Annotated in this window: 14 protein-coding genes; 5 read left to right on the plus strand and 9 right to left on the minus strand. The window is 71.2% G+C overall.

The genetic code is table 11. The features are described from left to right. Window positions 1-140 precede the first annotated feature (140 nt). From AB0J46_RS01070 to AB0J46_RS01095, 6 genes are all read right to left on the minus strand, one after another. Window positions 141-1,895: a DEAD/DEAH box helicase gene (locus AB0J46_RS01070; protein WP_358283529.1), complete on the minus strand. Its 1,755-nt coding sequence runs from the start codon at window positions 1,893-1,895 to the stop codon at window positions 141-143. A gap of 124 nt (window positions 1,896-2,019) precedes the next feature. Next, entirely contained in the window at window positions 2,020-2,901 is an 882-nt protein-coding gene (locus tag AB0J46_RS01075) for a hypothetical protein (protein ID WP_364324691.1), read from the minus strand. A 90-nt stretch (window positions 2,902-2,991) separates the two neighbouring features. After that, window positions 2,992-4,380: an MFS transporter gene (locus AB0J46_RS01080; protein ID WP_364324694.1), complete on the minus strand. Its 1,389-nt coding sequence runs from the start codon at window positions 4,378-4,380 to the stop codon at window positions 2,992-2,994. A 24-nt stretch (window positions 4,381-4,404) separates the two neighbouring features. Further along, the gene (locus tag AB0J46_RS01085; protein ID WP_364324697.1) at window positions 4,405-5,361 is read right to left on the minus strand and encodes a zinc metalloprotease; all 957 of its coding nucleotides are present in this window, start codon (window positions 5,359-5,361) and stop codon (window positions 4,405-4,407) included. A 78-nt stretch (window positions 5,362-5,439) separates the two neighbouring features. Further along, window positions 5,440-5,697 (minus strand): DUF3039 domain-containing protein, encoded by a 258-nt coding sequence (locus tag AB0J46_RS01090; protein ID WP_358283521.1) that lies wholly within the window; start codon window positions 5,695-5,697, stop codon window positions 5,440-5,442. Further along, the gene (locus AB0J46_RS01095; protein WP_364324700.1) at window positions 5,694-6,179 is read right to left on the minus strand and encodes a hypothetical protein; all 486 of its coding nucleotides are present in this window, start codon (window positions 6,177-6,179) and stop codon (window positions 5,694-5,696) included. Before AB0J46_RS01095 ends, AB0J46_RS01090 begins: the two co-directional genes overlap by 4 nt. Before the next feature lie 68 nt (window positions 6,180-6,247). On the opposite strand from AB0J46_RS01095, the gene AB0J46_RS01100 reads away from it, so the two are divergent. Next, window positions 6,248-7,654: a cellulase family glycosylhydrolase gene (locus AB0J46_RS01100; RefSeq protein WP_364324703.1), complete on the plus strand. Its 1,407-nt coding sequence runs from the start codon at window positions 6,248-6,250 to the stop codon at window positions 7,652-7,654. Window positions 7,655-7,748: 94 nt separating this feature from the next. Here the strand turns inward: AB0J46_RS01100 and AB0J46_RS01105 are convergent, their stop codons facing one another. Next, window positions 7,749-9,347: an MFS transporter gene (locus AB0J46_RS01105; protein ID WP_364324706.1), complete on the minus strand. Its 1,599-nt coding sequence runs from the start codon at window positions 9,345-9,347 to the stop codon at window positions 7,749-7,751. A 147-nt stretch (window positions 9,348-9,494) separates the two neighbouring features. On the opposite strand from AB0J46_RS01105, the gene AB0J46_RS01110 reads away from it, so the two are divergent. Then, on the plus strand, window positions 9,495-10,124 hold the full coding sequence (locus tag AB0J46_RS01110) for a TetR family transcriptional regulator (RefSeq protein ID WP_364324709.1): 630 nt from the start codon (window positions 9,495-9,497) through the stop codon (window positions 10,122-10,124). Here the strand turns inward: AB0J46_RS01110 and AB0J46_RS01115 are convergent. Beyond that, a complete protein-coding gene (locus AB0J46_RS01115; RefSeq protein WP_364324712.1) occupies window positions 10,121-10,699 on the minus strand; it encodes a YqgE/AlgH family protein in 579 nt (192 codons plus the stop codon). The two genes, AB0J46_RS01110 and AB0J46_RS01115, sit on opposite strands and share 4 nt — an antisense overlap. A gap of 119 nt (window positions 10,700-10,818) precedes the next feature. Here AB0J46_RS01115 and AB0J46_RS01120 point away from each other — a divergent pair, with 119 nt between their 5' ends. Continuing rightward, window positions 10,819-11,343, plus strand: coding sequence for a hypothetical protein (locus AB0J46_RS01120; protein WP_364324715.1), 525 nt, complete (start codon window positions 10,819-10,821; stop codon window positions 11,341-11,343). Window positions 11,344-11,376: 33 nt separating this feature from the next. Here AB0J46_RS01120 and AB0J46_RS01125 read toward each other — a convergent pair whose 3' ends face one another. After that, window positions 11,377-11,997 (minus strand): TetR/AcrR family transcriptional regulator, encoded by a 621-nt coding sequence (locus tag AB0J46_RS01125; protein ID WP_364324718.1) that lies wholly within the window; start codon window positions 11,995-11,997, stop codon window positions 11,377-11,379. Between the two features lie 67 nt (window positions 11,998-12,064). Here AB0J46_RS01125 and AB0J46_RS01130 point away from each other — a divergent pair, with 67 nt between their 5' ends. Further along, window positions 12,065-12,370, plus strand: coding sequence for a hypothetical protein (locus AB0J46_RS01130; RefSeq protein ID WP_364324721.1), 306 nt, complete (start codon window positions 12,065-12,067; stop codon window positions 12,368-12,370). A gap of 20 nt (window positions 12,371-12,390) precedes the next feature. Further along, window positions 12,391-13,143, plus strand: coding sequence for an IclR family transcriptional regulator (locus AB0J46_RS01135; protein ID WP_364324724.1), 753 nt, complete (start codon window positions 12,391-12,393; stop codon window positions 13,141-13,143). Window position 13,144: the final 1 nt, after the last annotated feature.

The following is a 13,144-nucleotide window of genomic DNA, read 5'->3' on the forward strand; positions in this document are numbered from 1 at the left end:
AGACAGCCAAGAGGGTTGTTGCCGTTCTGGCCGGCCTTCTAACGGAAGGTCACTGCTCTGTGTCCAAATGCGCAGGGTCCCCTGCCGGACCCCCGCCGGACCCCTTCGCCGGTTCGCGGGGAACCGGCGAAGGGGCGCGGCTAGCGCCGCTGGGTGGCCCAGCGGCGGATGGCGTCGATGCGTTCCTGGATCTGCTCGGCCGTGGCCTGCGCGATCGGCGGGCCGCCGCACGTGCGGCGCAGCTCGGCGTGGATGACGCCGTGGGGCTGGCCCGTGCGGTGGTTCCAGGCGCCGACCAGGCCGTTGAGCTCGCGCCGGAGCTCGGCGATCTGCTCGTGCGGGGCGAGCGTCTCCTTGGGCTGCTCGGCCGGGCTCTGCCTGCGCTTGGCGGCCTGCTGGTCGGACTGGCGCTTGCGGAGCAGGGTGGCCACCTGGTCGGGCTCCAGGAGGCCGGGCAGGCCGAGGAAGTCCTCCTCCTCGGCCGAGCCGATCTCCGCGCCGGTGCCGAACTCGCCGCCGTCGAAGAGCACCCGGTCGAAGGTTGCCGAGGTCTCCATCGTCTCGAACGGCAGCTCGTCGCCCAGGACGTCGGGGTTGTCCTTCTGCCGGTTGGCCTGCTCCAGCAGGCTGTCGTCGAGGCCGTCCTCCGGGGGCTTCCTGTTGAGCACGTGGTCGCGCTCGACCTCCATCTCGTTGGCCAGCCCCATGAGGGTGGGCACCGAGGGGAGGAAGACCGAGGCGGTCTCGCCGCGCTTGCGGGCGCGCACGAACCGGCCCACGGCCTGGGCGAAGAAGAGCGGGGTGGAGGTCGAGGTGGCGTAGACGCCCACGCACAGGCGCGGGATGTCGACCCCCTCGGACACCATGCGGACGGCCACCAGCCACCGGTCGTGGGAGGCGGCGAACTGCTTGATCTTCTTGGACGCCCCCGGGTCGTCGGACAGGACCACGGTCGCGCCCTCGCCGGTGATGTTGCGCAGGTGGCGGGCGTAGGCGCGGGCGGTCTCGTGGTCGGTGGCGATCACCAGGCCGCCCGCGTCGGGCACGCCCCGGCGGATCTCGGTCAGGCGGCGGTCGGCGGCCTGCATGACCTGGCGGATCCAGTCGCCCTTGGGGTCGAGCGCGGCTCGCCACGCCTGGGACAGCTGGTCCTTGGTGAGCGGGGTGCCGAGCGTCGCGGCGATCTCGTCGCCCGCGCGGGTGCGCCACTTCATCTCGCCGGAGTAGGCCAGGAAGATCACCGGACGGACGACGCCGTCGTCGAGCGCCGGGCCGTAGCCGTAGGAGAAGTCGGAGACGCTGCGCTTGACGCCCTCGGCGTCCTCCTCGTAGCCGACGAACGGGATCGGGTTGTCGTCGGACCTGAACGGCGTGCCGGTGAGCTGGAGCCGGCGGGTGGCGGGCTCGAACGCCTCGCGCACGCCGTCGCCCCACGACTTGGCGTCGCCCGCGTGGTGGATCTCGTCGAAGATGACCAGTGTCTTGCGGGCCTCGGTGCGCGCCCGGTGGAGCGCGGGGTGCATCGCGACCTGCGCGTAGGTCACCGCCACCCCGGTGTAGTCGCGCGAGGTCGTGCCCTGGCTGTTCTTGAACTCCGGGTCGATGCCGATGCCGACCCGGGCGGCGGCGTCGGCCCACTGGCGCTTGAGGTGCTCGGTGGGCGTGACGATGGTGACGGCCCTGATCACCCCGTTGGCCAGCAGCTCGCTGGCGATGCGCAGGGCGTAGGTCGTCTTGCCCGCGCCGGGGGTGGCCACGGTGAGGAAGTCACGCGGCTCGCGCCTGAAGTACAGGTCGAACGCCTGCTGCTGCCAGGCGCGCAGTTTGGGCGCGGTGCCCCACGCGGCGCGGTCTGGATAGGAAGGCGAAAGGTGGGACGCGGCGAAGGTGCTCACCGCATCACCTCTGGGGTTCGTGTGCTTCGCTCTCTCACAGTGACCCAAGAGTAATCGGGCTCACCGACAAGACGTGCCGTGCACCGAGGATTCTGGCCAAGGTCTTCCCTACGTGCTATGTGGCTTATCTGAAGCTCGTCATCACCGCGTCGAGCGCCTGTCTGCCGGTGGCCGCCTCGGGTTGGAGCAGGCCGACGAGCAGCACGGCGCGGCCCGCGCGAGTGAGAAGCATCACGCGCAGGAACGCGGGGCGGTTGACGACGTCCTGGTACTCGGCCCGCAGGGCCCGGGTGTGTCCCTGCGGGATGTCCCGGTCGTCGACGACCGTGACCTTGTCGCCCTTGAGCAGCAGCCTGGAGTACAGCTCGGCGGCCTCCCCCGCGGCCTTCTTGGCATTCGGCACGGGCTCGGCGACCCGCCTGGCCATGACCAGCGCGCCGTTGCCGTCCCTGGCGACCGAGGAGAAGCCGGTGACCGGCGGGACCGTCCCGGCGCTCCAGCCGGGCGGCAGCCGCAGCGTCACGCCGGCCACGGCGTCGCTCAGCCGGTCGGGCCGCGGCGGCGGCGCGGTGAGCCGGGACGCCACCGCGCTCACCCCGGCGATCAGCCCCGCCACCGCCACCAGCGCGACCAGGACGCCGGCCAGAGGCCGTCCGCGCCGCGGGGCCTGCTCCAGCGGGCCGGGGTCGGCGGGGGTGCCGTAGAGGCGGGCCGAGGGCGGCAGCGGCTCGGAGGGGGTGGCGTGGCGGCGGGCCGAGGGCGGCAGCGGGTCGGCCGGCGGGTCGAAGGGGACGGTCCTGCGGATCCGCGGGTTCCACGCCGGCCGCTCGTACGGGTCGCGCCCCCGGCGTGGCGGCCAGGGGGCCTCCTCGTCGCCGCCGTCGTCGCCGCCGTCGTCGTCACTGTCGTCGCTGTCGGGGTCGTCCGGGAAGTCCGCGTCCTGGGGAGGAGTGCGGCGGTGCCGGGGCCCGGAAGCGGGGGGCCAGACCCGGTGATCATCCTCCATGACACCTCCTCGTCCCGTTGTCCTATCACTCCTCGGGACGAAGATCTGGCGATCCGTGATCGCTGTGGCGGGAGGGGCAGAATCACACGATCAGCGGGTGCGCGCGGCCAGGAACGTGGCGGCCAGCCCGATGAGCGCCATGAGGACCGAGATCACCACGAATCCGGTGGCGATCTGCCCGGAGCCGTGCCCGATGAAGTTGATCACCGCGCCGCCCAGGCCCACGGTCAGGGCCGAGCCCAGCATGTCGGTGACCGACAACGCCGCGGAGTTGGCGCCCTGCTCGCTGACCGGCGACTGCCTGAGCGCGGTGACGCTGACCGTGGTCATGCCGAGGCCCATGCCGAACCCGGCCGCGATCCAGGCCGGCACCGCGATCCAGCCGCTCACCGCGGGCAGCGCCGCGAACAGCGCGATCACGATCCCGGCCGTGACGCACACCGCCCCGAGCCTGATCCGCCGGTGCGGCTCGGCGGTCCGCCTGCTCTGCAGGAACGAGCCCGCAGACCAGCCGAGCGCGCCCGTGGTCAGCGCGATCCCGGCGGCCCTGGCGTCGAAGAGCTTGACCGACGTGAGCACCAGCGGGATGAAGGAGTTGACCCCGAAGAAGGCGGCCGAGAAGAACCCGCGCAGCAGCACGGTCGTGGGCAGCCCGCGCCCGAACCGCAGCGCGCCCGGCGGCAGCAGCCGGTGCAGGCCGTAGATGAGGAAGCCCAGCCCGCCGAGCGTGGCGGCCGTGCCGATCACCGGCTGCTTGTGCAGCTCGTCCACGCCCCACAGCAGCACGCCCGCGCCGCCGGCGGCGGAGGTGGCGGCCAGCGTCATCGCCAGCGGCTGCGAACGCGGCCCGCGCGGGCTCTCGTCGGCCTCACCCGGCGAGGCCATCCGCAGCGCCGGGACGAGCATCACCAGCGCGGGCACCACCAGCGGGATGATCCCGTAAAAGACGAAACGCCAGCCCCACTCCTTCGCGACGGCCCCCGCCACGGCGGGCCCGACCATCGAGGGCACGACCCAGGCGGCCGACAGCGCCGCGAAGACCTTGGGCCGCACGACCGCCGGGTAGACCCGGGCGATCATCACGTACAGCGCCACGATCGAGGAGCCGGCGCCCAGCCCCTGGACGGCCCGCGCCACCAGGAACAGCTCCTTGGCGTCGGCCGCGCCGGCCAGTGCCATCCCGGCGACGAACAGCACCACCCCGACGAGGAACGGCAGCGGGTAGCCGCGCCGGTCCGACCAGAGCCCGGCGACCACGTTGGCGAACAGGCTGGCGATGAGGAAGGCCGAGAAGCTGATGCCGTACAGGTTGAGCGCGTCGAGGTCGGCCGAGACCGCCGGCATGACGACGCCGACCGACATGCCCTCGAAGGCGATCAGCGTGACCACCAGAAGAATCCCCAAGGTGGCGGTGCGGTACTGGGGCCCGAGGATCGGGGGTGAGGTGTCGGGAGCGTCGATTGCCTTCGGTGCTGTCACCTGCACATCGTAATTGCCCCCAAACTACGCATCTGCGCTGCGTCGGTAGGCCGTCCACATCTCGTGCATGCGGTCGGCCTGGCCCTGGGTGAACTCCGACATGCACCGGTCGTGGGTGTAGTCCATGTAGTTGCGCATCGGGTCGGAGCCGGCGTGGGCGCAGGTGTCCTTGCCCTCGGGGCAGCCCTCGGTCGCGCGGGCCTCGGGGGCGGTGTCGGCGATGCCGTCGCCCGGCTCGTCGCAGCCGTTCTCGAAGGTGTGGAACAGGCCGAGCCAGTGGCCGATCTCGTGGACGCCGGTGTAGCCCTTGTCGTAGTTGGTCATCGGGCCGCCGGGCAGGCTGCGCCAGTCGATCACGACGCCGTCGAGGGCGGGGGCGCCGGCGTACCAGTAGGGGTAGCTGGCGAAGCCCAGCATGAGCTCGCTGAGCTGGGCGATGTAGAGGTTGAGCGTCTGGGCGCCGCCCTGGTGCAGGCGGGTCTTCATGTCCTTCTCGCCGCCGACGGGGTCGGTGAACCAGCCGGCGTTCTCCTTGACGGAGACCGACTCCAGCTTGAAGCGCACGCCGGTGTCGACGCCTCCGTTACGGCCGGCGTAGGCGGCGTTGAGCACGTCGATCTGGGCCTTGACCGCCTGCTCGGAGATCTTGCGGCGGCCGTCGGTGAGGACGACCACCCGGGTCGGCACGGTGATGCGCGCCGGCACGGCCACGCCGCGCAGCCGGACCTTAAGCTCGGCCATGACCTTCGCGACGTCCTCGGGGAGCGGCGAGCGCGGGCCGGTCGCCTTGGGCACGCCCGGGGCCGGGCGCGCGGTCGGACGCGCGGTCGGGCGCGCGGTCGGGCGCGCGGTCGGGCGCGTGCTCAGGCGCGCGGCCGACGATTGGCAGCGCGACGTCGGGGTGGCGTCGAGCGGGAGCGGCGGGGCGAGCCCGGCCGCGAGCAGGCATGCCAACGAGACGGCGGTCGCGCGCCGGGCCATGCAATCCCCCCGTGACGGTATGGGCTGGTCAGATTACCGACCGTAGCCTTACCCGAGGGGATTGGGCTTCAGCAACACTCACTGCTTCTTGTCGTCACCCCCGCCGCCCGACGGAAGACCTTCGTAGATCTCCTTGCACTCGGGGCAGACCGGGTATTTCTTCGGGTCCCGGCTGGGCACCCAGACCTTGCCGCACAGGGCGCGGATGGGTGTGCCCGTCACCATGCTCTCGGTGATCTTGTGCTTGTCCGCGTAGTGGGCGAAGCGCTCGTGGTCGCCGTCACCGTGAGAGGTGCGCGGCGTGGTCTCCTGCTCTGGGAGGATCTTCGTGCTCACCCCATCGAGTTTATGCCCGCCGGCGAGCGGTCCCGCGTACCGCGCCGGCGTGGCAGCGCGGCGAGCCCGGGGAGCCAGCCGAGCACGATTCCCCAGATCAGCCCCACGGCCAGGCCGCCGCCGAGATAGCCCAGATAGGCGCCGATCCCGGCCTGCGCGACCGTGGCGAGCAGGGCCGCGCGCAGCAGGTTCACCACGACCGCGGCGGCCAGGAACCTGCCCCAGGTGCGCCAGAAGCCGCCGCGCGTGGCCGCCACCGCGCCGACCAGGGCGAGCGCCAGGACCGTGTCGGCGAGCGTGAGCAGCCACGTCGTCTCACCGAGGGGGACGACGCGCAGGCCCGGCAGCGCGTACGGGGCCCCGACCGCGGACGGCACGGCCAGGTAGCCGACCCTCGTGACCAGGACCGCGCCGAACAGACCGAACCCCAGGACGATCAAGAAGGCGACGATCGCCGGCAGGCTATTGCGAACAAGGCTCATGTTCGGCAGGCTAGCCGCGTCCATGATTCTGATGGAAGACCCCATTTCCCGGCATCCGCGGAGATCAGATGAAGCGTGCCAGGTTGCTCGCGACGACAGCCGTGCTCGTCCTGCTGGCCGGAGGCGCCGTCGCCGCCGCGACCAGGGAAGCTCCCCCGTCCACGCCCCGCTACGTCACCGACGACCTGGGACGGGCGCTGATCCTGCACGGCTTCAACACGGCGAGCAGCGCCAAGGGCGCCCCCGACGCCCTGCCCGAGCTGACCCCGGACGACATCGACCGCGAGTACCGGGACATGGGCACCAACTTCGTGCGGTTCCTCATCCAGTGGCGGGCCGTGGAGCCCTCCCCCGGCACCAATGACACGAAATATCTGGACAAGGTGGCTGAGCGGGTGCGGTGGTACTCCGACCGCGGCTACCAGGTCATGCTCGACATGCACCAGGACCTGTGGGGCAACGGCATCACCCCCACCGGCGTCGCGGGCAACGGCGCGCCCGGCTGGGCCACCCACACCGACGGCCTGCCGGTGGCCACCGACCACTTCACCTGGGAGATGTACTACCTGGAACCCGGCGTCATCCGGGCCTTCGACCACTTCTGGAACACCACCGGCGAGCACCCCGAGCTGATGGACCACTACGCCAAGGCGTGGGCGGCGGTCGCGGCCCGCTTCAAGGACGTGCCGGGCGTTCTCGGGTACGACGTGATGAACGAGCCGTGGGGCGGCTCGGTCCAGGGCGCGGCGTTCGAGACCGGCCCCCTGGCCACCCTCTACCGCAAGAGCATCGAGCGGATCAGGGCGGTCGACCAGGACAGCTGGATCTTCCTGGAGCCGCAGGCCGTGGGCGTCAACTGGGGGCTGCCGTCGTCGCTGCCGCGCTTCGACGACCCGCGCGGCGGGCCGCCGCGCATCGCCTTCGCCCCGCACGTCTACCCGCTGCCGCTGGACCTCGGGGACGACTACGCCGCGGGCTCCAAGGAGTGGACCGACCGCACGCTGGGCTGGTGGCGCGACAACATCGCGCGGACGGCCGAGCGCATGGGGGCGCCGGTCCTGCTGGGCGAGTTCGGGCTGGACATGACCCGGCCCGGCGCGTCCGACCTGGTGCGGAAGGTCCAGGGGCTGAGCGACGAGGTGGGCACCGGCATGGCCTACTGGTCGCGGGACGCCGACGCCTGGGGGCCGTACGACGTGAAGGGGAAGGCCACCGCGTTGCCGGGCGCGTACGTCAGGGCCTATCCGAGGGCGATCGGCGGCGTCCCGATCAGCGTGACCTACGGCGAGAACCGCCTCCAGGTGGTCTTCGACGCCAACGAGACCGGCCCGACCGAGATCTACCTGCCCGAGCGCGGCTTCCCGAACGGCGGCCGGGTGGACGGCGGCACGGCCGCCTGGAACGCCGCCAGGCGCATCCTGACGGTCACCACCAAGACCTCGGGCCGCGTCGCCCTGACCGTCACCCCCGCATGACCGACCCCGGACACCCGTCACCCCCCGCATAACCGGGCCCGGACAGCGGAACGGCCCCCGCCACGCAGGCGGGGGCCGTTCCGGCGGGACGCGCTCAGCCCATGTGGACCGGCGCGCCCTCGCTCTTCCGCCCGGCCTTGACGAACAGCGTCAGCAGGGCCGTCAGCACCGCGACACCGGTGCTGACCAGGAAGGCGAGGTGCATGCCGTCCATGAACGAGTGGTGCACGGCGTCGGTGACCACCTGCGGCAGCCCGGGAGGCGCCGCGCCGAACGCGGCGGCCTTCTCCAGCAGCGGGAGCTGCGCGGGCGGGATCGCCTGCGCCGCCGGGCCGAGGTAGCCGGGCAGCGTGTCGGCGATCTCGCCGGCCATCACGGCGCCCAGGATCGCGGTGCCGAGCGCGCCGCCGACCTGCATGGCCGACTGCTGCACGCCGCCCGCGACACCGCTCAGCTCGACCGGCGCGTTGCCCACGATGATCTCGGTCGCCCCGACGAACACCGGCGAGAGGCCGAAGGCCAGCAGCACGAACGGCAGGCCGCTCTCGATGAACGAGGCGTCGATGCTGAGCCGCGACATGAGGAACATCGAGCACGCGGTGATCAGCAGACCGGCGGCCATCGTGATCTTCGGACCGAGCTTGCCGATCGCCATGCCGGCCAGCGGCGAGGCCACGATCATGCCCGCGCTCATCGGCAACATCCGCAGACCCGCCTCCAGCGGGGTCAGGCCGTGCACGCCCTGGAAGAAGAAGCCCAGGAAGAACATCGCGCCGAACATGGCGAACGCGACCATCATCATCAGCAGGGTGCCGATCGAGATCGAGGCGTTCTTGAACAGCGACAGCGGCACCAGCGGCTGCTTGGCCCTGCTCTGCCAGAAGATGAACGCGGCGATGAGCACCACGAACGCGCCGATGAAGGTCAGCGTCGTCGAGTCGCCCCAGCCCCACTCGGGGGCCTTGATGATCGTCCAGACCAGCGAGAACATCGCGCCCGACAGCAGCAGCACGCCGAGCCAGTCGATCCTGGCGAACGTCTGGACGCGGTTCTCCTTGATCAGCAAAATGCCCATGATCAGCGCGACGATGCCCACCGGGGCGTTGATGAAGAAGACCGACTCCCAGCTCACCTTCTCCACCAGCACGCCGCCCACGATCGGGCCGGCGGCGCTGGACAGGCCGATGATCGCACCCCAGGCGCCCATGGCCTGGTTCAGCTTCTCACCGGGGAAGGCGCCACGCAGCAGGGCCAGGGCGGCCGGCTGGAGCAGGGCGCCGAAGAGGCCCTGCAGCACCCGCAGGCCGATCAGCGCGCCGACCGGCGACACGCCGGGAACGATGTCGGCCAGTTCCTGGCTGAGACCGATGCCGATCGAGGACAGAGCGAAGCCGGTCACGCCGATCAGGAAGACGCGCTTGTGCCCGAACAGGTCGCCGAGCTTGCCCGCCGTGATCAGGAACACGGCCAGCGCGAGCAGGTAACCACTGGTCACCCACTGCAGGTCGGACAGCGACGCCTTCAACTCCATCTGGATGACGGGGTTGGCGATGCCCACCACCGTGCCGTCCAGCATCACCATGATGACGCCGAGGCTGACCGCCAACAGCACCAGCCACGGGTTTCCGCCACCTGTCCCCGTCTTACCGAGGCCGGGCGACGACGGTTCGACGACCGCCTTCGCGTTAGCCATAAGGTCCCCCTCAGTCACATACCGCTCAACTGCGGCATAGGTCTCGTAAGCCTCAGGTAGGGTATGTCAGGCGATGACTTATGACAAACGATTTTAAAAAGACGCCGCATGACTTCTGGCACACTGTGACAGAAAGGTGGCGAAGGGGTGTCCGCTGTGGGTCTACGGGAACGCAAGAAGGAGAAGACGCGCCTCGCGCTCCTCGACGCGGCGCTCGACCTGTTCCTCGAACAAGGATACGAGTCCACCACGATCGAGCAGATAGCGGGGGTCGTCGAAGTCTCTCCCCGCACCTTCTTCCGCTACTTCACCAGCAAGGACCATCTCGTCCTGTGGTTCCACGACCACGGCGAGGCGATCCTGCTGGAGGAGTTCGCCGCTCGTCCCGCGGACGAGCCCCCGTTCACGTCGCTCATGCACGGCCTGCGGGCCATGGTGGACGACATGCAGGGGTCAACGCCGGAGGACACCGAGAGGTTCCTGAAGCTGCGGCAACTATTCGATAAATATCCGCATCTGGTGGGACAGTCGGTGGCCCGGGGCGCCATGACGGAGACCCGGCTGGCCGAGGCCGTCGCCGCCCGCAGAGGGGTCGCCCCCGAGGACGATCAGCTGACGTACCTGATCGTGGCGTTCGCGATGTCCACCATGCGCATCGGCTTCGAGTGCCCCCGCAGGGAGACCACCATGCCGGAGATCGTCTCGCGCATCTCCGAGGCGGTCGCGCTGGCCGAGGCGTCGCTGCGGCCCGGCTGGGACACCCGCCCGGCGGCCTAGTTCATCGTGGGGTCGTCGGGGCAGGTCGCCACGAAGGCCAGCTCGCCCGGCTGGCGCCGCAGCACGTGCCGCCAGAGCGAGCCGGGGTCGCCGTGGAAGGTGTCGCCGTCCTCGGAGTCGACGACGTACCAGGCGCCTTCGGCGATCTCGCTCTCCAGCTGACCGGAGGTCCAGCCGGCGTATCCGGCGAAGATCCGCATCTGCGCGATCTCGCCCTGGAGGATCTCGGGGGGCGCGTCGAGGTCGACCGTGCCCAGGCGGGAGACGGCCGGGGTGCCGGCGTGGAGCCTGCGCCAGCCGAGCGGCTCCTCCCCGCTCGGGACCGCCGCGAGGGCGAGGGCGCTGTCGGTCTGCACGGGGCCGCCCTCGAACAGCACCGGCGGCCCGGTCACCAGCGGGTCCCAGACCGGCAGCACCTGCGTGACCGAGATGTCGCTGGGCCGGTTGAGCACCACGCCGAGCGTGCCGCCGTCCTGGTCGTGTTCCAGGATCAGCACGACGCTACGCCGGAAGTTGGGGTCGTCAAGAAGCGGCGTCGCCACCAACAAACCGCCGACGTAGATCGCTTCCGCCATACCTCCATCATGAGGGGTGTGACGGGCTTCCGCTCCCCCGGCTCGGCCATGTTACTTTCTGTGCACTTATGGGCACGATCTGTGGCAAAGATCACGCTTGCGGGGCTCGGGAGGAGCACATGCGCATCGGTACACGCCTCGTCCTGGCCGCCCTTCCCGTGGGCGCGGCCCTGCTGCTGCCGTCGTCCGCGCAGGCGTGGCCGCTGCCCGACCGGGGTGATCCGTTCACGATGACGACCGACCGGATCGCGTGCGGTTCGGGGTCCGTACGGGTCACGCTGCGCAACCAGACCCCCCAGCTCGCCCGGTTCGACCTGCGGGTGGACGCGCGGAGCGTGGCGACCGGCTCGATCCCGGCCCGCAAGCAGGTGGTCAGGACGGTCCGGATCGACCGGGGCACCACCCGCGAGATCGAGGCGTTCTCGGTCACCGACACCCACCCCGACACGCTGCTCGACTCCACCCGGGTGCGCAACGACTGCGCCTGGGGGCGGGAGCACAGGCACGGCCGCCTGCCGTACACCGGGCCGCCGTCCGACCTGTGGGGGAAGCTGGCCACGGCGGCCGGGCTTGTGGTGATGGGCGGGATCATGTGGTGGTACGGCTCCGTCTGGCCCCGTTCGGTCCCCGACGGCCCCCTGTGACCCCGCCCGCGCGGGAGGCCCCGTCGTGCCGCGTCAGGCGTCCCGCGGGACGAACGCGCCCGCCCGCGCCGCGGCCAGCGTGCGCAGCGCCGCGTCCCGGGCGACCGCCAGGTCCACCGGCTCCTTGGTGACGAGCAGGCGGTAGTAGAGCGGCGCCGAGATCGCCCGGATCACCTCCATGCCGTCGGTGCCCTCGGGCAGCTCACCCCGTTTCACCGCGAGGTCGACGACCTTCGCCCACTCCTCGATGCGCCGCAGATAGAACGCGCGCAACGCCTGGACGGCCTGCGCGTCGGAGGTGCCCGCCGCGATCACCGCCTGGAACGTGGCCCCGAGCCGGTGGTCGGTGACCGCGCCCACGACGGCCCCGGCGTTGGCCAGCAGGTCGCCCTCGATGGATCCCGTGTCGGCGTGCGGTGACGACTGCTCGGCCAGCTCGGTCATCAGGTCCGTCACCAGCCCGGCCCTGCTGCCCCAGCGCCGGTAGACCGTGGTCTTGCCCACGCCGGCCCTGGCCGCCACCTGGTCCATGGTCAGCCCATGGAAACCGTGCTCGACCAGCTCGTCCTGAGTGGCCTCCAGCACGGCCGCGCGCACGCGCGCGGTGCGGCCCCCTGGCCGCACAGTCCCCGCCAAACGGGACTCTTGTTCCATTAATGCCCCTTTCGTGCTGTCGTCGTGCCGCATTTTAACGGAACAAGCGTTCCATTAGAGGGATGGCATGACCGTGCTCGCCGATCGGCCCCGATCCGATCGCATGACGTCCGCGCAACGGCTGGTTCCGGTGCTCCTGCTGGGGTCCCCGTTCATGCTCGCCGTGGACTTCTCCATTCTGAACGTGGCGCTGCCGGTGATCGGTTCAGGTCTCGGCTTCGCGCCGGCCGCCGCCGGGTTCACGTTGCTCTGCCGACCACGCCGTTCCCCGAGGGGCCGCTGCGGGCCAGGGCGCTCGGCCTGGCCCGCCAACGCCGCGCTCGCGGTCGGCGGGGCGCCGATTTCCCGCAAGCGTTCGGCAATGTCGAACTGATCTGCGCTAGGGTGACCGCCGTGGGAGAGACGATTCAATCGGTGGAACGGGCGGCCGCGATCCTGCGGCTGCTCGCATCCGGCCCCCGCCAGCTAGGCGTGGCGGAGCTGGCCAGGGCGCTGGGCCTGCCCAAGGGCACGCTCCACGGCATCCTGCGCACGCTGGTCCGCGTCGGCTTCGTCGAGCAGGACGCCGCGACCGGCAAGTACCGGCTCGGGGCCACCCTGCTCCACCTGGGCAGCAGCTACCTCGACGTCAACGAGCTGCGCACCCGCTCGATCAACTGGGCCGACGCCCTGGCCGGGCGGAGCAGGGAGAGCGCCTGGATCGGCACCCTGCACGAGGGGCACGTGCTGGTGATCCACCACGTGTTCCGCCCCGACGACAGCATGCAGACCCTCCAGGTCGGCACCTACCTGCCGACGCACGCCAGCGCGCTCGGCAAGGTGCTGCTCGCCTACGACCCGTACGGGGAGTCGCTGGCGGCCGCGCCGCTGCCGGCGTACACCGACCGGACGCTGGTCGACGCCGCCAAGCTGGAGGAGGACCTGGAGCAGGTCCGGGCCAGGGGGTGGGCGGCCGAGATGGAGGAGCTCACCGAGGGCGAGGTCGCCATCGCCGCCCCGATCAAGGACCCGCGCGGCCTCGTGGTGGGCGCCATCGGCATCCGGGGCGCGGTCGAACGGCTGACCGCCGACGGCGCCCTGACCATGGAGTACGTCTCCTACGTCCGCGACGCCGCCCGCGCGATCACCCGCGATCTGGCCAGATGAC

It is taken from the genome of Nonomuraea sp. NPDC049758, assembly GCF_040674635.1.
GTDB lineage: Bacteria > Actinomycetota > Actinomycetes > Streptosporangiales > Streptosporangiaceae > Nonomuraea.